Raw genomic sequence first — 20,593 nt, forward strand, 5'->3', positions numbered from 1 at the left:
GCAAATGAACTTTAACGTCGGCGGCGCTGCGCTGAATATCGAACTGACACATCTGGTCATTGCCGGCTGGACCGGTCGCGATGCGGTCGCGATCACCCATCATATCGAAGAACTAGCGGCACTGGGGGTCGCGCCTCCGTCCGATACACCCCTTTATTATCGTGTTTCCGCATCACTGCTGACCTCAGCCCCGCATGTCGAAGTCGTGGGCGGCAATTCGTCTGGCGAAGTCGAGCCGATGATCGTTCAGCTTGGGAACCGACGTTTTCTCGGCCTTGGATCAGACCACACGGACCGGGCGCTTGAAGCGCATTCGGTTGCGCTGTCAAAGCAGGTATGCGCCAAGCCCTGTGCGGCGGAACTGTGGGCGTGGGACGAGGTGGCCAACGATCTGGAACGGATCAGCCTCGAAAGCTGGATTGAAGAGGATGGCGAATGGGTTCTCTATCAGCAGGGGACTTTGGCCTCGATCCGTCCGCTGGCAGAACTGATCGTGGGGGCTGGGCTTGATTCGCTGGCGACGGATGGGTGCGCGGCGATGATGTGCGGAACATTTGGGGCCAAGGGTGGGGTTCGCCCGGCCACGCGCTTTCGGATGCGGATGATCGATACCCTGCTTGGGCGCGAGATCGCTCATGAATACACGGCTATCACCCTGCCGGAGGTCGCATGACTGCCATTTTCCGAAACAAGGTGGAGGCCGCCATTGCGCGTGTCGAGACATTGCCCGAAGCCACTCGCCGCGCGATCTTTACCGAGTTCACGCCCGGGAGGATACGGGCCGAGGCTGATGGGCTGATCGCACGACGAGAGGCGGGGGAAGACATGCCCTTGTTCGGAAAGCTGGTCTCGGTCAAGGATCTTTACGATGAGGCAGGGCAGGTCACCGGGGCGGGCTCGCGTCTGCTCGCCTCTCGCGGGGCCGCCGATCGCGACGCGGTTGCCGTTGCCCGACTGCGCAAGGCGGGAGCCCTGATGTTCGGCCGAACCTCGATGTCGGAATTCGCCTATTCCGGTGTAGGGCTGAACCCGCATCACGGCACGCCGTCAAGCGTTCTGGCGAGTGGTGTCATCCCCGGAGGCTCCAGTTCGGGTGGAGGTGTGACCGTGGGGATGGGGCTGACCGATGCGGCGATCGGCACGGATACCGGAGGCTCGCTTCGTATACCGGCGGCCGCGAACGGGATTTGGGGGATCAAGCCTAGCCAGAATCTGGTAGATTCGACCGGGGTACATCCGCTTGCGCCAAGTTATGACACTCCTGGGCCCATGGCATGCGATGCGGCCTTGTTGCGTCAGATGCTGGAGGTAATGGCTGATACCAATCTATCTGGAACCGCTCCGCACCCGCTGAGATTGGCGGTACCGGAAGCTGCGTTTACCGATGGTTTATCGCCGGAAGTGGAGGCACTTTTCTCTGCCGAGGAAGTTCGGCTTCGCAATGCAGGTCATCGGTTGGAGCGTGTTGATATGCGCGGGATCGGTGAAGGGATCGGCTTGAACCGGATCATTGTCTCGGTCGAGGCTCGGCGCCTTTATTTAGGGGATCTGGAAAAGCTGGAGCTGATCGGCGATCCGCGTGTTCTGGCGCGCATTCGCTTTGCTGAAACGCTGTCCGAGAACCAGATTGCTGAGGCTTATGCAAAGCGCGCCGAGGTCGTGACGGTATTCGAACAGCTGATGAATGGGTTTGACGCGGCACTGACACCGGCATTGATGCAGCTTCCGCCAAATATTGCCGAGGTCGAGGCGGATTTCGATCAGCTTAATGCAGCGATGCTGCGCAATACGTCCTTGGTCAATCTGGTGAACGGTTGCGCCGTGGTCATGCCGACAGCCGGTCTGACGCCTAGCTGGTCGATGACTATGCTGGTCGGGAAGAACCGGACGGATGCTTTGCTATTTGCTGCCGTCAATTTGTTGAATGGTGCGGATGAGACGGTGTGATGTTGGGGTTGATACGGGCGGTATCGCTATTGTGAGATCGCGATGCCGCCACTATCCGACAATGTGAAGTGGCGTCATCGCGTTTCTGTGCCGGCGGGAAAAAGGCCGCCATACTGCGGCCTTTCGAGGCATTGGAAACAGATCGCGAGATTACTTTTCCTGGTGGCGGTCATTTGCGGGCCACGGCGATTCGGTCACCGCCAGGCCGCGATCCGAAGTGTCGCGCATGAAGGCAGCGACTGCCTTGCCGACTTGGCTGAACCAGTTTTGCGGGGTCGAGGAAGTGCCGGAAGTGATATAGGTCATTTGATCTCTCCTTTGTAATCTGGCCGATGTATCTTTCGCTTGTGAGGGCTATGTAGGTGGTCTATCTGAAATTAGATATACCAGAGCCTGCATACCGCCTTTGCACCTGCAGCATGGCTTTTGGCGCATATATGAGCAGTGGCGAGGAATAAAAATTCTGGCACCTGCTACCTTCGGTGACCGTGCCCTGTACGCGAATGAAACGCATAGCTTTCCCTATGGTTTCGCACTTGGTCTGGATGACGGGCATGTAGAGCTAGGGGCTCGAACTTTTCCGGTATTGTTGTTTTTTGACAGTCAGGATCGAGGCATGATGCCTATCAGTCATGGATTTGACCATCTTGATCGAACACCGCTTCGGCGGGGCTTTGTCGCTATAATATTTTGATAAATATATATAAAATATATCGATGATATGCTTTTGGTTTCCGAGTGGGAAAACTTGGGGTTGACAGCACCCTTAACTGGCATTCATCATTCATAATGCCAGAGAGGGCGAATAGCACAGGCAACCAGACCCGTGCGGTTCGAAGAGGAAATGGCCGTCAGAGAGGGGAATCATGCTCGACAAGACCAATGTCCGGAAAACGCTGGAAGCAGTAAAATCCGAAGGCCGTACGGCGCTCACTGCGCCCGAAGGCAAGCTGTTGTGCGATGCCTATGGTATCGCTGTCCCCGATGAGGGGCTGGCCACAAGCGCAGACGAGGCTGCCAAGCTAGCCTCTGGTATGGGCTTCCCGGTGGTGATGAAGATTGTTTCGCAGGACATTCTGCACAAGACCGATGCCGGGGGGGTGATCGTCGGCGTCGAATCGGCAGAGGACGCCCGCAAGGCTTATGACACGATCTTGGCGAACGCCAAGCAGTATAAGGCCGATGCCGATATCAGCGGGGTTCAGGTGCAGCAGATGGTGCCCGGTGGACAGGAAGTCATCATCGGTGCCGTCACAGATGGCAGCTTCGGCAAACTGGTCGCATTCGGCCTTGGCGGTGTTCTGGTCGAGGTCCTGAAGGATATCACCTTCCGTCTTGCGCCGGTCGACAAGGATGAAGCGCTTTCGATGCTTGACGGCATCCAGGCGGCGGAAATGCTGAAGGGCGTTCGTGGCGGCGATCCCGTCAATCGCGAGGCGCTTGCCGACATGCTCGTGCGGGTCTCGCAACTGATCAGCGACCACCCTGAAATATCGGAACTGGACCTGAACCCGGTCTTTGCGACAAAGGATGGCGCCATTGCGGCCGATGTACGGATCGTTCTGGATCATGATCAGCCTGCGCCACGCCACCGGCCAAGCCAGGAAGAAATTGTCACGGCGATGAACAAGGTGATGCGCCCGCGCGCAGTTGCTGTCATCGGTGCCTCGAATGAGCAGGGCAAGATCGGCAACTCGGTGATGCGCAACCTCATCGATGGAGGATATAACGGCGACATCTATCCGATCCATCCCAAGGCTGACGATATCCTTGGCTACAAGGCCTATAAAAGTGTCAAGGACGTGCCGGGCGAGATCGACACGGCTGTCTTTGCGATCCCGGCCAAGTTCGTGGCAGGGGCCCTCACGGAATGCGGCGAGAAGGGAATACCCGGTGCCGTGCTGATCCCTTCCGGTTTCGCCGAAGCGGGAGCCCCAGAGCTGCAGGACGAGATCGTCGAGATCGGGCGCAAGTACAATATCCGGATGATGGGGCCGAATATCTATGGCTTCTATTATACCCCGGACAATCTGTGCGCGACATTCTGTACCGCTTACGACGTGAAGGGCTCGGCGGCCTTGTCGTCGCAGTCCGGCGGAATCGGGATGGCGATCATCGGCTTCTCGCGTTCGGCGAAGATGGGCGTATCCGCGATTGTCGGCTTGGGCAACAAGTCCGATATCGACGAGGACGATCTGCTGACCTTCTTCGAACAGGACGAGAATACCAAGATCATCGCTCAGCATTGCGAAGATCTTAAGGACGGGCGCGCCTTCGCCGAGGTGGCCAAGCGCGTCTCGAAAACCAAGCCGGTGGTCGTGCTGAAAGCCGGGCGTACCTCGGCCGGAGCTAAGGCTGCCTCGTCGCATACCGGTGCATTGGCCGGGAATGACAAGATCTACGAGGATGTGTTCAAGCAATCCGGCGTGATCCGTGCTCGCTCGCTGAAGCAGCTGCTGGAATTTGCCCGGGGCATTCCGGTGATGCCGACGCCGAAGGGCGAAAATGTGGTGATCATCACGGGGGCCGGTGGTTCCGGCGTGCTTCTGTCAGATGCCTGCGTCGATAACGGTTTGGACCTGATGTCGATGCCGGATGATCTGGACGCGGCGTTCCGCAAGTTCATTCCGCCTTTCGGCGCTGCGGGGAACCCGGTTGATATCACCGGTGGCGAGCCGCCCGAGACCTATGCGAACACCGTCCGCCTGGGCATGGAGGATGACCGCATCCATTCGCTGATCCTCGGCTACTGGCACACCATCGTCACGCCGCCCATGGTCTTTGCCAAGCTCATGGTCGAAGTGAAAGAGGAAATGGCCGCCAAGGGCATTGAAAAACCGATGGTCGCGTCGCTTGCCGGCGATGTGGAGGTCGAGGAAGCCGCGGAATATCTCTACCAGCATGGCATTCCCGCTTATGCCTATTCCACGGAACTCCCGGTCGAGGTGCTGGGCGCCAAGTATAAATGGGCGCGCGGCGCGGGCTTGCTCTGATTTCTCTGACTGATCCGGTTCCGGCTTCGCGCCGGGGCCGGGCCGTTTCGAGAATCTGGCAGTCCTAAAGAGGATAACTACACAATGAACATTCATGAATATCAGGCCAAGGATGTCCTGAGGTCCTATGGCGTGCCGGTGCCCGACGGGTTTGCGGCGATGGATGCCGATGCTGCCAAGAATGCGGCTGACAAACTTCCTGGTCCGGTCTTTGTCGTCAAGGCGCAGATCCATGCCGGTGGACGCGGCAAAGGCAGCTTCAAGGAGCTTGGCGCGGATGCCGGTGGTGGCGTGCGGCTTGCAAGGTCTGCCGCCGAGGTTGGCGAACATGCTGCGCAGATGCTGAACAATACGTTGGTCACGATACAGACTGGACCGGATGGCAAGCAGGTCAACCGGCTCTATGTCGAGGCGGGTTCCGAGATCGACAAGGAGTTCTACCTGTCCCTGCTGGTAGATCGAGCAACCGGGTTCACCTCTTTCGTGGTGTCGACCGAAGGCGGTATGGATATCGAGGCGGTGGCAGCTGAAACGCCAGAAAAGATCCTGACACTCGGGGTTGATCCGGCGACGGGCTTCATGCCGCATCACGGACGTGCTGTAGCGAAGGCATTGGGTCTGACCGGTGATCTCGCCAAGCAGGCCCAGGAATTGGCCGGCAAGCTTTATGCCGCCTTTACCGCCCGGGACATGGAGATGCTGGAGATCAATCCGCTGGTGCTGACGGGCGACGGGGAACTGCGCTGCCTGGATGCCAAGATCGGCTTCGATTCCAATGCGCTGCCACGGCATCCGGACATTGCTGAGATGCGCGACGAGACCGAGGAGGATGCCAAGGAGATTGAGGCTTCCCGTCATGATCTGTCCTATATCGCGCTCGACGGTGATATTGGATGCATGGTCAACGGCGCTGGTCTGGCCATGGGGACCATGGATATCATCAAGTATCATGGCGGAACGCCGGCCAATTTCCTTGATGTCGGTGGCGGTGCGACCGCCGAGAAGGTCGCTGCCGCGTTCAAGATCATCACCGCTGATCCGAACGTGAAAGGCATTCTTGTCAACATCTTCGGTGGGATCATGCGTTGCGACGTGATCGCTGAAGGGATTGTAACCGCAGTCAAGGAGGTCGGACTTGAAGTGCCTCTGGTGGTGCGCCTCGAGGGTACGAATGTCGCTGAAGGCAAGAAGATCATCGAAGGATCGGGATTGAACGTCATTTCCGCGGACGATCTCGACGACGCTGCACAAAAGATCGTCAAGGCGGTCGGAGGGTCCAACTGATGTCCATTCTCATCAATAAAGATACGCGTGTCCTGTGTCAGGGCATGACGGGCAAGACTGCCACTTTCCACACCAAGGCCGCTCTGGAATACGGCACCAAGATGGTAGGGGGCGTGGCTCCGGGAAAAGGCGGATCGACGCATCTGGACCTGCCGGTTTTTGACACGGTCATGGAGGCTCGTTCGGCGACGGATGCGGACGCGACGGTCATCTATGTGCCGCCGCTTGGTGCCGCCGATGCCATTTGCGAAGCAATCCATGCCGAGATTCCGTTGATCGTCTGCATTACCGAGGGCATTCCGGTTCTCGACATGCAGCGGGTGAATCGCGCGCTGACCGGTTCCAAGTCCCGCCTGGTCGGGCCCAATTGCCCGGGGCTGATCACTACGGATGAATGCAAGATCGGCATCATGCCGGCCTCGATCTTCCGCAAGGGCTCGGTCGGGATCGTGTCGCGTTCCGGGACGCTAACCTATGAGGCGGTATTCCAGACCTCGCAGCAGGAACTGGGGCAGACAACTGCGGTCGGCATCGGGGGCGACCCGATCAAAGGGACCGAGTTCATCGATGTGCTCGAGATGTTTCTGGCCGATCCTGCAACGGAATCCATTGTCATGATTGGCGAGATCGGTGGTCAGGCCGAAGAGGATGCCGCCCAGTTCCTTGCCGACGAGGCGAGGCGTGGACGTTCCAAGCCCACTGTCGGGTTCATTGCCGGACGCACCGCGCCTCCGGGGAGGCGGATGGGTCATGCCGGTGCCGTCATCTCGGGCGGCAAGGGCGGGGCCGAGGACAAGATCGCGGCGATGCGGGCGGCGGGAATCCGGGTTTCACCCACCCCGGCGCGTATCGGCGAGACCTTGGTGGAACTGCTTAACGGACAGCCCGAGGACGCGCAGGTCGCCGCTGCGGAATAAGTCCTTCGAGACGGGTTCAATCTGCCCGGGGGACGTGTGGCTGCAGTGATGGGCAGATTGCCCGCTGCAGCCGCTTCTGGCTGCCTGGAACCCTTGCATTATCTAGTGATCTGTTCCAGTTGAGATATGTTATTATACATTCCACCCGTTCGCTGGAGGAGACAGTTGTGAGTTCTAAATCGCAGACACGTTGGCCGGTATCCGACAAGACAGGGCCGGACCTTGTCTTGGAGCCCTTCGCGGCGGAGCCGAATTTCAAGACGCGGATCTACGCGATGTTGAAGCAGGCGATCACCGGAATGGATATCTACGGCGTGTCCGAGGATACCTGGCTTGACGAACGTCAGCTGGCCGAACGCTTGGGCGTCAGTCGCACTCCGATCCGCGAGGCACTGGCCATGCTGGAGCAGCAGGGTTTCGTGAAATCCGTTCCGCGGCGCGGGATCATCGTTTTGCGCAAGACCAAGCGTGAAGTGATCGAGATGATCCAGATTTGGGCGGCCTTGGAAAGTATGGCCGCACGGTTGATTACCCAGAATGCGAATAACCGCGACATTGGTCGCTTGCGGAAAATTTTTGAGAAATTCCACGACGGCCATGCGCCGGAGGATTATCTGAGCGAATATTCCGAGGCCAACCTGCTGTTTCACCAGACGCTGATCCAGATGACCGGATCGCCGACCCTCCGGGAAATGATCGAGGATATCGTTCTGCATGTGCGTGGTATCCGCAAGATGACGATCGGCCGTCATGATCGCGCGAAGCAGTCCATCAATGACCATCTGGCAATTATCGATGCACTGGAGAAGCGTGATACCGAGCGGGCGGAGAAACTTTGCCGCGACCATACGCTTGGCTTGGCCGATTACGTCGAGAAACACAGCGAAGGCCTGTTCGACTGACGCAGCCGCTCGGTAATCTGGGCGTGTCATGCCGAATAGGTCTGCAATCAACCTATGGAGAGCCTGCGGAATGGATTTTCCTGAAAGCATGACCGCACTCGGTATTTCTGCTCCGGGCGGTCCCGAAGTCCTGAAGCCCGAACAGCGACCGGTCCCAAGTCCCGGCGATGGTGAAATCCTGATCCGGGTCTCGGCTGCCGGGGTGAACCGGCCAGATGTCCTGCAACGTTCCGGAGCCTATCCGCCTCCAAAGGGCGCGTCGGATATTCTAGGGCTCGAGGTCGCGGGCAGGGTGGCGGCTGTCGGTGCCGGGGTCACGCGGTGGAAGCCAGGGGATGCGGTTTGCGCACTGACGCCCGGCGGCGGTTATGCGGAATACGTTCTGGTCGATGGCACCAACACTCTGCCGATACCTGCAGGCGTATCGGATGTGCAGGCTGCCGCAATACCGGAAACCTTCTTTACCGTCTGGCACAATGTCTTCGATCGTGCGGGGTTGCAGCCAGGAGAGACATTGCTGCTGCATGGAGGCGCTTCCGGGATCGGAACGACGGCGACGATGCTCGCCAAGGCGTTCGGGGCCACGGTCGCGGTTACTGCGGGATCGGATGAGAAATGCGCCGCCTGCAGGGAACTGGGGGCGGATATCGCGATCAACTATCGTGACGAAGACTGGGTCTCAGCCATCAAGGAGGCCACAGCAGGACGGGGTGCGGATGTCATCCTCGACATCGTGGGTGGTCCCTATTTGCAAAAGAATTACCAGGCGGCTGCCGTTGGCGGACGGATTGTCAGCATCGCGTTTCTGCAGGGATCGCGCGGCGATGTGGATTTCATGCGGCTTATGATGAAGCGGCTGACGCATACCGGATCAACCCTGCGAGCCCAATCGGTCGAAGTTAAGGCCGGGATCGCGTCTCAGTTGGAGGATCGGGTGTGGCCTTTGCTGGAAAAGGCGGAATGCCTGCCATTGATCCATGCGCGCTTCCCGCTTGCCGAGGCGTCCCGAGCGCATGAATTGATGGAATCCAACGCGCATATCGGCAAGATCGTGCTGGAAATCGGCGCGGTCTGAATCACGCCGACTGTCCTCATGTGAGCGGGATATTCCGACCCGCACAATCTGCGGATCGGAACTCGGTAACAGCGCGTTTATTGGATGAACTTGTTCGAAAGCGTTCCAATTCCGTCTATCGTGACCGAAACGGAATTGCTCGCCTCCTTGATGGAGCCGACGCCAAGTGATGTGCCGCAGCAGATCAGGTCGCCTGGAAGCAGGGTCATGTCCTGTGACAGGGCGCTGATCAGGCGTGCGGGCGGAAAGATCATATCGTCGAGCGGGTAGTTTTGACGCTCCGCCCCGTTTAGCTCTGTGCGGACATGTAGCCCTGCGGGATCGAGGTCGGTGGCGATCACCGGGCCGAATGGACCGAAACCGTCGAAACTTTTGGCACGCGCCCATTGTGCGAATGTCTTGTCACGGCCGATGATCTCGGCGGCTGTGATGTCATTGACGCAGGTATAGCCGAAAATTCCGGCGGCAGCCTCTGTCTCGGATGCGTTGCTGAGAGGGCGGCCAATAACAATGCCCAGCTCGCCTTCATAGACAACCTTGCCGCCATAAGCCGGTGGACGGCTGATCGTGGCCCCCGGTGAGGTGACACTGGAGACGGCCTTGAGCAGATAGAGGGGCTCATCCGGTTCAGGCACGTCCAACTTTGCGGCCAGCTGACGGAAATTATTCCACAGCGCGATGACCTTCGACGGGCGGCATGGCGGCAAAAGCCGAACCTCGTTCAGCGAGCACCTGATATCTGTTGGTGCCGGGCTGTCAAGCAGATCGCCGGTATGGACGATGATGGTTTCCCCCTCCAGCAGGCCGATCCGTTCATGTCCATCATCCTCGAAGCATACCCATTTTGCCATTGTCTCCTCCTTATATTCTTATGTTGGCGTTTTGGCCGGTTGCGCATGTTGAAACGCAATGGCCGCGCGACAAAGCGTGCCATTTCTCAGGCTATTGATGCCCGCTTGTTGAGAATCCGATCCGGTTTTCGGATCGGATGAAGTTTCAGGATGCGAGCTGGCTCTGTTCTGCTTCGCCGTCCGGGAACGTGGGATAGATCCCTTTCACGCGCCCCATCTGTTGAGCCAGGGCCAGCACGCTGTCGATGAACGGCGTCTCGAAATTGGCGAGACGCCCCATCTCCTGAACCGAGGTCAACAGCGCATCCAGTTCGATCGGCCTACCGCGCGAGGCGTCTTGAAGCATGGATGTGCGATGTGCGCCCACTTTGGCTGCGCCGTTGATGCGGCGATCCACGTCTACGCGGAAGCTGGCGCCAAAATGTTCGGCTACTTCCTGCGCCTCCAGCATCATTCCGCGGGCAAGCGCGCGGGTGCCCGGCTCCGTCGCTACGACATCGAGCGTTGCACCGGTCAGCGCGGAGATGGGATTAAAACAGAGATTACCCCACAGCTTGAGCCAGATATCGTCGCGAATGTCGTCATAGAGGCGTGCTTTCAGTCCACCAGCTTCGAGTGCTGAAGCCAGATTCGTGACACGCTCGCTGTTACTGCGATCAGGTTCGCCCAAACCGAACTGATTGCCATAGATGTGCTGGATGACCCCGGGCTCGACGATCTCCGCCGCGGGATACACGGTGCAGCCGATAACCCGCTCCGGTCCGATCGCGTTCCATTGACGATTACCCGGATCGACACTTTGCAGGCGCAGATCGGCATAAGCCGGGTCGAGGCCGTGAAAATACCACCACGGAAGACCATTCTGCGCTGTCACCACTGCTGTTTTATCATGCAATAGCGGAGAGAGTGCGCTTGCGGTCTCCCACGCCTGATGCGCCTTGAGCGCCACGATCACGTAGTCTTGGGGCCCAATTGCCGCCGGATCATCGCTGGCGGTCATATGTTCAACGATTTCCTCGCCGTCGATTCGCACGGTGAGGCCATGATCCTTAATTGCCTGGAGATGCGGCCCACGGGCAATGAGCGAGACATCAGCGCCGCCACGCTTCAACATCACCGCCATATAACCGCCGATGGCACCTGCGCCATAGATGCAGATTTTCATTATTCCTCCCTGGTCTGGAAATGGAGCGCTTGCATGATCGCGCTGGAAGTTGTGGAATATATAATGCCAGAAAAGCAGGCGAGTCAAACCTTGTCGTCCGTGACTGGCCGTCATGGATGATTCGAAGAGAGCCAAAAGGGGGCTGGATGTCTGGGGCTGATGCAGTCAGAAATGTCGCATTCCCGACTTTGTCCAATTTCAGATCAGACGAATTTTGCCGTCGATATCAGCAGTTGTTCAATGTTGTTGCATGTATGAGAAATTGGTAATACGTTATACCACGTAGGTTCACTAGAAGACAAGAGGTGATGAACGAGTCGGCCTGCAAGCGGGTCAATGGCCAGTTGCAGGAAACATCAAACGGGGGAGGGATGCCGTGAGTACAGCATCAGACGTGGACACAGACAAACTGACGAATCCGTTGGTTCGGGAAGAGGAGACCGAACTGACTGGAAAAGGCAAGGTCATAACGCTGGAAGCGCCGGGAACCGGCGCAATGGATACCTGGAGGGCAATGGGTCCTGGTATCGCGGCAGCGATGACGGGTATCGGCGCAAGTCACATCATGCATGGGCCGACAGCAGGGGCACAATACGAATATGCCCTGCTATGGATCATTCCATTCGCATATCTCATGAAATACTGCGCTTTCGAATTCGCACACCGTTACACATTGGTTCGCGGCGAAAGCATAATGGAGGCCTATGGCCGGGTCGGCAATTGGCCGTTCTGGTACCTGGGCTTTCAATCGCTCGTGAATACCTTTGGAATTGCCGGTCGTGCGCTTGGATGCGCAGCCCTTCTTTGGGCGGCATTTCCATTCATGCCCTTGGAAATCTGGGCTCTGGCTGTCCTTGTTATTTCCGTTGGCATTCTCTGGGCAGGGAAATATGCGGCCCTTGAAGGAGCCGTCAAGATTGCGATCATCGTCTTTGCCGGTGCGTCGCTGATCGCATTTCTGCTGCAGATGCCAACACCTTCAGAGTATATGGGCCGGTTGCTGCCGACATTGCCGCCGATTGGCGCTGCGCTCCTTTTCGGTGCGATGTTCGGCTACTTCCCGACCACTGTGGAGGTTTCGGCCATGCAATCCAATTGGGCGGTCGACAAGAAATCGGGCATGGTGAAGGTGCGCGAGCTGGAGCGCCAAGGTTACAAGGTCAACCTCGCGCCGAATTACATGCGCAACTACTTCACGCTGTTCAAGCGCGACATGAACATCAGCTATGTGATCTCTATGCTGACCGGTATCGCGTTCCTCATTGTCGGTGCCGTCGTGCTGTTTCCCAAGGGAATCGTGCCGGAGAAAGCCGAGATGGGTACGACCATCGCGTTCATGTACACCGAAACTTTCGGCGCATGGATCTTCCCGATCATCATCGGTGGTGGTGTCGCGGCATTGTTCTCTACCGTGTTTACCTATTTTGATGGTCAGGCACGGGTTTTCGAGGAATGCTGCGTTCGCCTGAAGACGACCTGGGACGAGCCTCGCGTGCGCAAGCTGCTGTATCGCGGCTTTCAGGTCCTGTGGGTGGTTGCGGGTGCAGCGATCATTTACGGGCTGCCGCGCCCAATTTTCGTGGTGCAGATCGCTTCGGTCCTCGCCTTGCTGTTCTCGCCGGTGATCTACTGGTTGAACATCAAGGCCGTGAAGGACAACTTCACCAAGGACGACGCGGAATTCTTGCCATCCAAACTGTTGTTTGCCTGGGCGTGGATTGGGACAATCGGGCTGGGCATCATCAGCCTTTATGTTCTGTATCTGCAGTTTCTAAGCTGATCGTCCCTGACGCATTGGTACAAAATGAAAAGGGGCCATATGGCCCCTTTTTCAATGATGGCGTAATCTGGTTCTGTGACAACTGTGTGATGACGGAGAAACAAGTGGTGCCGACTACGTTCCGATTTTCATGGTGGACGGGATGAGGTCAGCGTCTATGTCGGATGAAACTGGCTTTTGAATACCACCTATGCACCTCAAAGCATGGCTGCCATGGTATTCCAGCTTCGGACTGGAGCGCCGATCCGAATAACAGATATCGCTTTGACGAAAGACGGTGATCGCGCCTTGCCGGAAGCGCGAGGCACGCCTATGTGAGGCGGCATGTATATTCCATTTCTCAGCAGATTTCTGAACCGTGGGCCGCGTGTATCAGTCCTTCGAATGCAAGGTGCGATCGGCATGGCCGGGCGTGGCGGCGGGCTGAACGATGCGTCACTTGCGCCACTGATAGAACGGGCCTTCCGTCGGGGTAAACCCGCCGCTGTCGCCCTGGCGATCAACTCACCCGGGGGATCACCGGTGCAGTCCTCGCTTATTGCCGCACGGATTCGGCGGTTGGCGGATGAGACTGGGATTCCCGTGCATGCTTTCGTCGAGGATGTAGCGGCCTCGGGTGGCTATTGGCTGGCCTGCGCCGCGGATGACATCTGGGCGGATGACAGTTCCATTCTGGGCTCGATCGGGGTGATTTCGTCGGGTTTCGGTTTTCACGAATTGATCGGACGGTGGGGCGTAGAGCGGCGCGTGCATACCGCCGGCCGCTCGAAATCGACGCTGGACCCGTTCCGGCCCGAGAACCCCGAGGATGTGGAACGGTTGCGCAATGTTCTGGAGCCTATCCATGCCGCGTTCAAGGCGCATGTCACTGCCCGCCGCGGCAATCGTCTGCCTGAGGGGCGCGACCTGTTCACCGGCGAGTTTTGGGCGGGGCGTGAGGCTGTCGAGATCGGGTTGGCGGACGGCATTGGCCATCTGGTGCCGAGAATGAAGGCGCTTTACGGAGAGAAGGTCAAATTCTCGGTCCACAGTCCGCGTCGGCCCCTGTTCCGCCGTCTCGGGTTGTCCGCCGACGCGGTCCTGGATGCAGCAGAGGAACGTGCGGCCTTCGCCAGCTTCGGTGCAAGGGGATGAGTGTTCGCTTGGTTATCGTCTTTCTGCTGGTCATGGTGATCCTGGCCTTGGTCAGCGGCCCGGGCTTTCGTAAATTCCTGTTGAAATTGTTGGGGATAAACAGACGTGATCGTTGATCTGTTGCTGGTGCTTGCCGGGTTGCTGCTGTTGGTTTTGGGTGGCGATCTACTGGTCAAAGGGGCGGTGAACCTGTCACTGAGATTGGGTGTGGCACCGATCGTTGTCGGGTTGACGGTGGTGGCGTTCGGCACCTCTGCGCCCGAACTGCTGGTTTCGCTCTCGGCGGCGCTGAGGGGGTCGACAGATATTGCGCTCGGCAATGCCGTTGGTTCGAATATCGCGAATGTGCTGATCATCCTGGGCGCCTCTGCCGTGGTTTCGGGAATTGTCACGAAGGGGCATGACCTGCGCGAAAGCTGGATAATGATGATCGCGGCCTCTGCGCTGGTGATCGCGCTGGCTTTCACTGGCGAGATCGGGCGGATCGAGGGCTTCGTGCTGCTGGCCGCGCTGGCGATGGTGCTATGGCGGCAGATTTCGGGCGCCAAGATCGAACGGCCGGAGCAGATCGAAGGGGCCGAGCCGGGCGCGACGGGCCGACAGATCGCGATCTGGCTGATCGGTGGGCTGGTCGCCCTTCCGGTGGGCGCGCATCTGCTCGTCGTCGGTGCAAGCGATATTGCCCGGCTGATGGGGATAAGCGAGGCGGTGATCGGGCTGACGCTGGTCGCCATTGGCACGTCGCTGCCGGAGATGGCGGCTTCGGTCGCTTCGGCGGTGCGTGGTCGGGCGGATCTGGCGCTTGGCAATGTGGTCGGCTCGAACATCTTCAATATTCTGGCCATTCTTGGTATCACCTCTGTCGTCGCGCCATTGCCGGTTCCGCCGCAGATGTTGCAGCTTGACCTGTGGGTGATGCTGGGCAGTTCGCTGCTGATCGCGCCGTTCCTGTTTCGCGGCATCCCGATGACGCGGCCGGTCGGAGCGGCGTTTCTGGCCGCCTACGCGGCTTATGTCTGGGTGTTGCTATGAGCGTTGCGCTGGTGACCGGAGGAGCGAGGCGTTTGGGGCGTGCGATGGCGCTCTGCTTGGCCGGGCGTGGTCATGATGTTGCAATTCATTACGATCGCTCTGCCGATGAGGCTGAAGAGACTGCGGCCGACGTTCGTGCCTTGGGGGTGTCGGCACAGGCCTTTCAGGCCGATCTGCTGGACGAGGGTACTACCGCCGCGCTGATTCCCCAAGTGGTCGAGCGGATGGGCCGTCTGGCGGTGCTCGTGAACAATGCCTCGATCTTCGACTACGATAATATCCACAGCGCCACGATGGCGAGTTGGGACCGTCATATCGGGTCGAATCTGCGGGCGCCGTTCCAGTTGATACAGGCTTTTGCTGCGCAGGCCGCCCCCGTCGGGGCCGATGAAGGGGGCGAGCCCGTCGCGCGCGGCCTGGTGGTCAATATGGTCGATCAGCGGGTGCTGAAGCCAACGCCGGAATTCATGACCTATTCGCTGGCAAAGGCGGGGCTGTGGGCTCTGACCCGCACCGCTGCACAGGCGCTCGCGCCGGAGATAAGGGTGAATGCGATCGGGCCCGGCCCCACCATGATCGGGGCACGCCAGAGCGAAGAGCATTTCGCTGCACAGCGCGCCGCGACGATACTGCAACGCGGGGCGAATCCCGGAGATGTGACTGATGCGCTGACATATTTCCTGGATGCCAAGGCGGTTACCGGGCAATTGATCTGTGTCGATGGGGGCCAGCATCTGGGCTGGCAGACACCGGATATCCAGGGCCGGGGTTAACCGTCAGAGGGTGCTTGACGCTGCGTCTTGTCCACCGTGAAAAATCCCGTTCACATCGATTTCGGATTCTTGCCGCTTTTTCAGCCTCTTGGCGAGCTAAGGTAAAAAACCGTTTGTTTTCAGTGACCTTAATAATTGCTTAACTTTTAGGCACGGTAACAAAACCGTAACAATTGCAGGACAAAGCCTTGCTCCCTAACAGCCCCTCCACAGAGTTATCCACAGATTCCGTGGAAAGCTTAATACTTGCATTCGCTCGCGGGAACTTGCAGCCCGAAGCGGGAATCACCAATCTGATGTCATGAACCAAAAGACCGGCCACGCGCTGATCCATGATTACCTTCGCACGCTCGAGCGCAGCCCCGGGGTTTACCGGATGCTGGATGCGCAAGGGGCGGTGCTCTATGTCGGCAAGGCGCGCGATCTGCGGGCGCGGGTGTCGAATTACGCGCGGAACTCAGGGCATTCGGCACGGATCGCGCGGATGATCCGCGAAACCTGCTCGATGATGTTCCTGACCACGCGGACCGAGACAGAGGCGCTGCTGCTGGAGCAGAACCTGATCAAGCAGCTCAAGCCGCGCTACAACGTGCTGCTGCGCGACGACAAGTCTTTCCCGAATATCCTGGTCGCCAAGTCGCATGCCTTTCCGCAAATCAAGAAGCATCGCGGCGCCAAATCGGAGAAGGGCGATTATTACGGCCCCTTTGCCAGCGCGGGGGCAGTGAACCGGACCCTGAACCAGTTGCAGCGGGTCTTCCTGCTGCGCAACTGCACGGATGCAGTATTCGAGTCCCGAACCCGCCCCTGTTTGCTCTATCAGATCAAGCGCTGTAGCGCTCCTTGCGTTGGTCGGATCTCGGAAAGGGAGTATGCCGGACTGGTCTCGGATGCCGAGCGGTTCCTGCAGGGCAAATCCACCGATATCCAGGCGACGCTGGCCCGAGAGATGGCCGAGGCTGCCGAGGCGATGGAATATGAACGCGCCGCCGCGCTGCGTGATCGGATCAAGGCGCTGACAGCAGTGCAATCGGTACAGGCCATCAACCCGCGCGGGGTGGCCGAGGCCGATATCATTGCGTTGCATATGGAAAGCGGGCAGGCCTGCGTGCAGGTGTTTTTCATCCGCGGCAATCAAAGCTGGGGGAATCGCGACTTCTATCCGCGTCTCGGGGGGGCTGAATCGCCGGACGAGGTGATGCAGGCCTTCCTGATGCAGTTCTATGACGACAAGCCGCCGCCCCGAATGATCCTGCTGTCTCACCCGCCAGAGGACCCGGAGCTGACCGCCGAGGTTCTGGGCGGGCGTGCGAACCGCAAGGTAGAGGTTCTGGTGCCGCAGCGGGGCGAGAAATTCGAGCTGGTGACAAATGCCCTGCGCAACGCCCGCGAAAGCCTCGCTCGCCGCATGTCGGAAAGTGCGGCACAGCAGAAACTACTCGAGGGGACTGCCGAGGCGTTCGACCTGCCTGCTGCTCCGAAGCGGATCGAGGTCTATGACAACAGCCATATCCAGGGCAGCAATGCCGTGGGGGGCATGATCGTCGCCGGACCGGAAGGTTATGTCAAAAGCCAGTATCGCAAGTTCAACATCAAGGGGACCGAGATCACGCCCGGCGATGATTTCGGTATGATGAAAGAGGTTCTGACCCGTCGGTTCCAGCGCCTGCTGAAGGAAGATCCCGACCGGCAGACCGAGGCATGGCCCGATCTGTTGCTGATCGATGGCGGTGCGGGGCAGGTCTCGGCGGTTGAAAGCATCCTGATCGAATTGGGCGTCGATGACGTTCCCATCATTGGTGTTGCCAAGGGCGTTGACCGCGATCACGGCAAGGAGGAGTTTCACCGCCCCGGCAGGCGTCCCTTTGCGCTGCGCATGAATGATCCGGTGCTGTATTTCATCCAAAGGCTGCGCGACGAGGCGCATCGATGGGCGATCGGCACGCATCGGGCGCGGCGGGCCAAATCGGTGATGGCCAACCCGCTGGACGAGATCGCTGGTGTGGGCGCGGCCCGCAAGCGCGCTTTGCTGGCCCATTTCGGTAGCGCCAAGGCGGTCAGCCGGGCAGGATTGCCGGATTTGCAGGCTGTCGAGGGGATCTCGGCGGCATTGGCGCAGAAAGTCTATGATCATTTCCATGCCAAGGGCTGAGGGATAGGCGGGTTCTTGCCAGCCGCTTTGGCGGCCTGCTTTCGTTCAACTTTCCGGCATTCTTGCAAGTAAAGTCTTGCATTGTCCGGGGCGGCGGAAATCTAGGTGGAATATTACCGCTTTGATGGGCCAGAATCGCGCTAAGGTTTCCCTCTGCTCACCCGTATCGCAGAAGGAGGCTGCCATGCCCCATATTCCATGCTTCGGCATCAGTACCACCCCCACGCGCCTGTTTGCGCCCGACGACGCGCTCTCGAGTGATCGCTGGTCGGATTTCGAGGATGACCTGACCCGGCTGGATGCCACGATCACCGATATCAATATCTTGGGCAGCGACCCGACGCTGCAAGTTCGCGCCAGCGATGGCGTCAATTGGACCATTGAACTGGGCTGCCATAGCCGCAACCGTGAGTCAGGTTTGGAAGATGCACCGGCGATCCCGGGCGATCCGGTTTCTGTCGTCGGTCGCCGTACGCATCATTTCGGCGAGAACCGTATCAAGGCGGTCAAACTGACCATCGGTGATCGCGATTACCAGCTTTATCCCGAAGAACCGAACGGTGCCTCCTGATCCGGAGGCTTCGCTCATGGCCCTGCGCCAACCATGATTCCCGTGGCGCGTTCCGTTGTCATTTTGCTGTCATCGCGACGAAGGTGCCTCTTTCCAAGCGCGCCGGCAAAGACTAGCTTGCCGGCATGCATTGGACCGTCCCGAATATCCTGACCCTGCTTCGGCTGATCGCGGCACCCGCCGTGCCGCTGATGTTCCTGTATTTCCATCGGCCCTGGGCGGATTGGGCGGCGCTGGCGCTGTTCCTGCTGGCGGCCATCACCGACTGGTTCGATGGCTACCTGGCGCGTGCCTGGCAGCAGGAAAGCCGGTTCGGTGCCGCGATGGACCCGATCGCCGACAAGGCAATGGTGGTGATCGCCATCGTGGTTATCACCGGCTATTCAGGGATGAACCCGTGGTTGATCCTGCCTGCGGCGGTGATCTTGTTCCGCGAGGTCTTCGTTTCGGGGCTGCGCGAATTCCTGGGGGCTAATGCCAAGCTTTTGCAGGTTACCAGGCTGGCGAAATGGAAAACCACATTCCAGATGGTCGCGATTGCCGTATTGTTCCTCGGCACGGGGCTTGCCTATGTCGAAACCGGCCGCCCGCCATTGGTCGGCGAGGGGGAGTTGCCATGGTCCGACAGCTGGTCCGATCTGGCCTCTCAGCTTGGATTGCTGCTGATCTGGATGGCGGCGGTGCTGACGGGCTGGACCGGTTGGGAATATTTCGTCAAGGCGCTACCCTATCTGCGGGAGCCGAAAGATGACGCTTGATATCCTGTATTTCGCCTGGTTGCGCGAACGCATCGGCCAGCCCCGCGAGCGGGTCGAGACCGACGCCGCCACCATCCGCGATCTGGTGGCCGAACTTGCCGCATGTGACGAATGGCATGCCGCGGCCTTTGCCGACATGTCGGCGGTGCGTTGCGCCGTCGACCAGCAACTGGCCGAGCTAGACACACCGCTGGCGGGAAGCCGCGAGGTGGCCTTCTTCCCGCCCATGACCGGAGGATGAGCCATGACCGCCCGCGTCCAGACCGCTCCATTCGATCTGGCCGCAGAGATGCGCGGCTTTGGCGAGGGCGCCGGTGCCATCGTTACCTTCTCGGGCGTTGTACGCGACGACAATGGTCGGATGACCGCGCTGGAGATAGAGCATTACCCCGGCATGACCGAGCGCGCCCTGAACGATTACGGGCAAGAGGCCGCCCGGCGCTTTGATCTCACCGACTGGCGGATCATCCATCGTCACGGTCACCTTGCCGTAGGCGAGCAGATCATGATGGTCGCCACAGCCGCCCGTCACCGTCGCGCGGCATTCGATGCCGCCGATTACTTGATGGATTGGCTGAAATCCCGCGCGCCTTTCTGGAAGCGCGAGATTGCCCACGATGGCAGCGGAAAATGGGTCGAGGCCAAAACCAGCGATGAAGAGGCCCTGACGCGGTGGTGATCTTCTTCTTTGTTCAAATACCTGTCCATGGCTGCCACTCATGATCCGCTCTGAATTGCGCAGATGGCTGTCGCGTTGGGCCGAAACGTTGATCGCGGCGGGCGTGTCGTTGGCCGGTCTCTGGCTGATCCTGCGCGGTGGCTGGTTCTTTGCGCTGATCGGTGCGCTGGCCGTTCTGGTCGGTGCAGCATTGCTGATCGGTGCTTGGCGGCGGATGCCCTTTCGCCGCCGTATCAGTGCGCCGGGCGTGGTCGAGATCGATGAAGGGATCATCCGGTATTACGGTGCGACGGCTTTGGGAGGCGAGATCGCCCTGCGCGATGTGACCGAGATCCGGTTGCTGCGCCTTGGTGGACGCGGGCATTGGCGATTGCGGGCTGCCAGTGGCGAGGCGCTGCTGGTGCCGGTCGATGCGGCGGGCGCCGATGGGCTCGCACATGCCTTTACGGCGCTGCCAGGGTTGGATATGGGCGCGCTCTCTGCAGCATTGGCGCATGTCGCGGAGCAAGACGATGCAGTTCGTCCCGTCTGGCGGAGATCGGATAGATAAGGCTCTCATTGCCGGAATATCAGCCGTGCT

At 59.3% G+C, this 20,593-nt stretch carries 20 protein-coding genes; 17 read left to right on the forward strand and 3 right to left on the reverse strand.

The features are described from left to right. Positions 1–4: 4 nt before the first annotated feature. A complete protein-coding gene (locus tag JHX88_RS03250) occupies positions 5–673 on the forward strand; it encodes a DUF2848 domain-containing protein (RefSeq protein WP_336389923.1) in 669 nt (222 codons plus the stop codon). Then, the gene (locus tag JHX88_RS03255; RefSeq protein ID WP_076527412.1) at positions 670–1,947 is read left to right on the forward strand and encodes an amidase; all 1,278 of its coding nucleotides are present in this window, start codon (positions 670–672) and stop codon (positions 1,945–1,947) included. The genes JHX88_RS03250 and JHX88_RS03255 overlap by 4 nt, the downstream gene beginning before the upstream one ends. A gap of 150 nt (positions 1,948–2,097) precedes the next feature. Here the strand turns inward: JHX88_RS03255 and JHX88_RS03260 are convergent, their stop codons facing one another. Next, the gene (locus JHX88_RS03260; RefSeq protein WP_176011481.1) at positions 2,098–2,253 is read right to left on the reverse strand and encodes a hypothetical protein; all 156 of its coding nucleotides are present in this window, start codon (positions 2,251–2,253) and stop codon (positions 2,098–2,100) included. Between the two features lie 560 nt (positions 2,254–2,813). Between JHX88_RS03260 and JHX88_RS03265 the strand changes: the two genes are divergently transcribed. The 5 genes from JHX88_RS03265 (at position 2,814) to JHX88_RS03285 (ending at position 9,118) form a co-directional block, all read left to right on the forward strand. Then, positions 2,814–4,940, forward strand: coding sequence for an acetate--CoA ligase family protein (locus JHX88_RS03265; protein WP_076527413.1), 2,127 nt, complete (start codon positions 2,814–2,816; stop codon positions 4,938–4,940). Positions 4,941–5,024: 84 nt separating this feature from the next. Then, complete coding sequence (gene sucC, locus JHX88_RS03270) at positions 5,025–6,224, forward strand: ADP-forming succinate--CoA ligase subunit beta (RefSeq protein WP_076527414.1); 1,200 nt, start codon at positions 5,025–5,027, stop codon at positions 6,222–6,224. After that, positions 6,224–7,141 (forward strand): succinate--CoA ligase subunit alpha, encoded by a 918-nt coding sequence (gene sucD / locus JHX88_RS03275; protein ID WP_076527415.1) that lies wholly within the window; start codon positions 6,224–6,226, stop codon positions 7,139–7,141. The genes sucC and sucD overlap by 1 nt, the downstream gene beginning before the upstream one ends. Before the next feature lie 167 nt (positions 7,142–7,308). Further along, positions 7,309–8,043, forward strand: coding sequence for a GntR family transcriptional regulator (locus JHX88_RS03280; protein WP_076527416.1), 735 nt, complete (start codon positions 7,309–7,311; stop codon positions 8,041–8,043). Between the two features lie 70 nt (positions 8,044–8,113). Continuing rightward, positions 8,114–9,118, forward strand: coding sequence for an NAD(P)H-quinone oxidoreductase (locus tag JHX88_RS03285; protein WP_272848173.1), 1,005 nt, complete (start codon positions 8,114–8,116; stop codon positions 9,116–9,118). A 77-nt stretch (positions 9,119–9,195) separates the two neighbouring features. On the opposite strand, the gene JHX88_RS03290 is transcribed toward JHX88_RS03285, so the two are convergent. Both JHX88_RS03290 and JHX88_RS03295 read right to left on the reverse strand, forming a co-directional pair. Continuing rightward, entirely contained in the window at positions 9,196–9,969 is a 774-nt protein-coding gene (locus JHX88_RS03290; RefSeq protein ID WP_076527417.1) for a fumarylacetoacetate hydrolase family protein, read from the reverse strand. A gap of 145 nt (positions 9,970–10,114) precedes the next feature. Then, a complete protein-coding gene (locus JHX88_RS03295; protein ID WP_076527418.1) occupies positions 10,115–11,134 on the reverse strand; it encodes a 2-dehydropantoate 2-reductase in 1,020 nt (339 codons plus the stop codon). A gap of 376 nt (positions 11,135–11,510) precedes the next feature. Here JHX88_RS03295 and JHX88_RS03300 point away from each other — a divergent pair, with 376 nt between their 5' ends. From JHX88_RS03300 to JHX88_RS03345, 10 genes are all read left to right on the forward strand, one after another. Next, positions 11,511–12,914, forward strand: a complete 1,404-nt coding sequence (locus JHX88_RS03300) for an Nramp family divalent metal transporter (RefSeq protein ID WP_272848174.1) — start codon at positions 11,511–11,513, stop codon at positions 12,912–12,914. A gap of 384 nt (positions 12,915–13,298) precedes the next feature. After that, positions 13,299–14,048 carry a S49 family peptidase gene (locus JHX88_RS03305; RefSeq protein WP_419182353.1) on the forward strand — a complete coding sequence of 250 codons (750 nt, stop codon included), beginning with the start codon at positions 13,299–13,301 and terminating at the stop codon, positions 14,046–14,048. A gap of 105 nt (positions 14,049–14,153) precedes the next feature. Then, entirely contained in the window at positions 14,154–15,080 is a 927-nt protein-coding gene (locus JHX88_RS03310) for a calcium/sodium antiporter (RefSeq protein ID WP_076527420.1), read from the forward strand. Continuing rightward, complete coding sequence (locus JHX88_RS03315; RefSeq protein WP_076527421.1) at positions 15,077–15,853, forward strand: SDR family oxidoreductase; 777 nt, start codon at positions 15,077–15,079, stop codon at positions 15,851–15,853. Before JHX88_RS03310 ends, JHX88_RS03315 begins: the two co-directional genes overlap by 4 nt. A 301-nt stretch (positions 15,854–16,154) precedes the next feature. Next, on the forward strand, positions 16,155–18,005 hold the full coding sequence (gene uvrC / locus JHX88_RS03320; RefSeq protein WP_076527422.1) for an excinuclease ABC subunit UvrC: 1,851 nt from the start codon (positions 16,155–16,157) through the stop codon (positions 18,003–18,005). A gap of 184 nt (positions 18,006–18,189) precedes the next feature. Next, a complete protein-coding gene (locus JHX88_RS03325) occupies positions 18,190–18,576 on the forward strand; it encodes a hypothetical protein (protein ID WP_076527423.1) in 387 nt (128 codons plus the stop codon). Positions 18,577–18,701: 125 nt separating this feature from the next. Then, positions 18,702–19,334, forward strand: a complete 633-nt coding sequence (gene pgsA / locus JHX88_RS03330) for a CDP-diacylglycerol--glycerol-3-phosphate 3-phosphatidyltransferase (RefSeq protein WP_076527424.1) — start codon at positions 18,702–18,704, stop codon at positions 19,332–19,334. After that, on the forward strand, positions 19,324–19,575 hold the full coding sequence (moaD, locus tag JHX88_RS03335) for a molybdopterin converting factor subunit 1 (protein ID WP_076527425.1): 252 nt from the start codon (positions 19,324–19,326) through the stop codon (positions 19,573–19,575). Before pgsA ends, moaD begins: the two co-directional genes overlap by 11 nt. A gap of 3 nt (positions 19,576–19,578) precedes the next feature. Next, positions 19,579–20,013 carry a molybdenum cofactor biosynthesis protein MoaE gene (locus JHX88_RS03340; protein ID WP_076527426.1) on the forward strand — a complete coding sequence of 145 codons (435 nt, stop codon included), beginning with the start codon at positions 19,579–19,581 and terminating at the stop codon, positions 20,011–20,013. Positions 20,014–20,053: 40 nt separating this feature from the next. Continuing rightward, positions 20,054–20,563: a hypothetical protein gene (locus JHX88_RS03345; RefSeq protein ID WP_076527427.1), complete on the forward strand. Its 510-nt coding sequence runs from the start codon at positions 20,054–20,056 to the stop codon at positions 20,561–20,563. The last annotated feature ends 30 nt before the right edge of the window (positions 20,564–20,593 follow it).

The organism is Paracoccus saliphilus, assembly GCF_028553805.1.
In the GTDB taxonomy this organism is placed as follows: domain Bacteria; phylum Pseudomonadota; class Alphaproteobacteria; order Rhodobacterales; family Rhodobacteraceae; genus Paracoccus; species Paracoccus saliphilus.

Coding starts and splice junctions, on each gene's coding strand:
- JHX88_RS03305 (WP_419182353.1), top strand. CDS start 13,299: ATGCAAGGTGCGATCGGCATGGCCGGGCGTGGCGGCGGGCTGAACGAT.
- JHX88_RS03290 (WP_076527417.1), bottom strand. CDS start 9,969: ATGGCAAAATGGGTATGCTTCGAGGATGATGGACATGAACGGATCGGC.
- JHX88_RS03315 (WP_076527421.1), top strand. CDS start 15,077: ATGAGCGTTGCGCTGGTGACCGGAGGAGCGAGGCGTTTGGGGCGTGCG.
- JHX88_RS03260 (WP_176011481.1), bottom strand. CDS start 2,253: ATGACCTATATCACTTCCGGCACTTCCTCGACCCCGCAAAACTGGTTC.
- pgsA (WP_076527424.1), top strand. CDS start 18,702: ATGCATTGGACCGTCCCGAATATCCTGACCCTGCTTCGGCTGATCGCG.
- sucC (WP_076527414.1), top strand. CDS start 5,025: ATGAACATTCATGAATATCAGGCCAAGGATGTCCTGAGGTCCTATGGC.
- sucD (WP_076527415.1), top strand. CDS start 6,224: ATGTCCATTCTCATCAATAAAGATACGCGTGTCCTGTGTCAGGGCATG.
- JHX88_RS03325 (WP_076527423.1), top strand. CDS start 18,190: ATGCCCCATATTCCATGCTTCGGCATCAGTACCACCCCCACGCGCCTG.
- moaD (WP_076527425.1), top strand. CDS start 19,324: ATGACGCTTGATATCCTGTATTTCGCCTGGTTGCGCGAACGCATCGGC.
- JHX88_RS03265 (WP_076527413.1), top strand. CDS start 2,814: ATGCTCGACAAGACCAATGTCCGGAAAACGCTGGAAGCAGTAAAATCC.
- uvrC (WP_076527422.1), top strand. CDS start 16,155: ATGAACCAAAAGACCGGCCACGCGCTGATCCATGATTACCTTCGCACG.
- JHX88_RS03285 (WP_272848173.1), top strand. CDS start 8,114: ATGGATTTTCCTGAAAGCATGACCGCACTCGGTATTTCTGCTCCGGGC.
- JHX88_RS03250 (WP_336389923.1), top strand. CDS start 5: ATGAACTTTAACGTCGGCGGCGCTGCGCTGAATATCGAACTGACACAT.
- JHX88_RS03345 (WP_076527427.1), top strand. CDS start 20,054: ATGATCCGCTCTGAATTGCGCAGATGGCTGTCGCGTTGGGCCGAAACG.
- JHX88_RS03340 (WP_076527426.1), top strand. CDS start 19,579: ATGACCGCCCGCGTCCAGACCGCTCCATTCGATCTGGCCGCAGAGATG.
- JHX88_RS03295 (WP_076527418.1), bottom strand. CDS start 11,134: ATGAAAATCTGCATCTATGGCGCAGGTGCCATCGGCGGTTATATGGCG.
- JHX88_RS03255 (WP_076527412.1), top strand. CDS start 670: ATGACTGCCATTTTCCGAAACAAGGTGGAGGCCGCCATTGCGCGTGTC.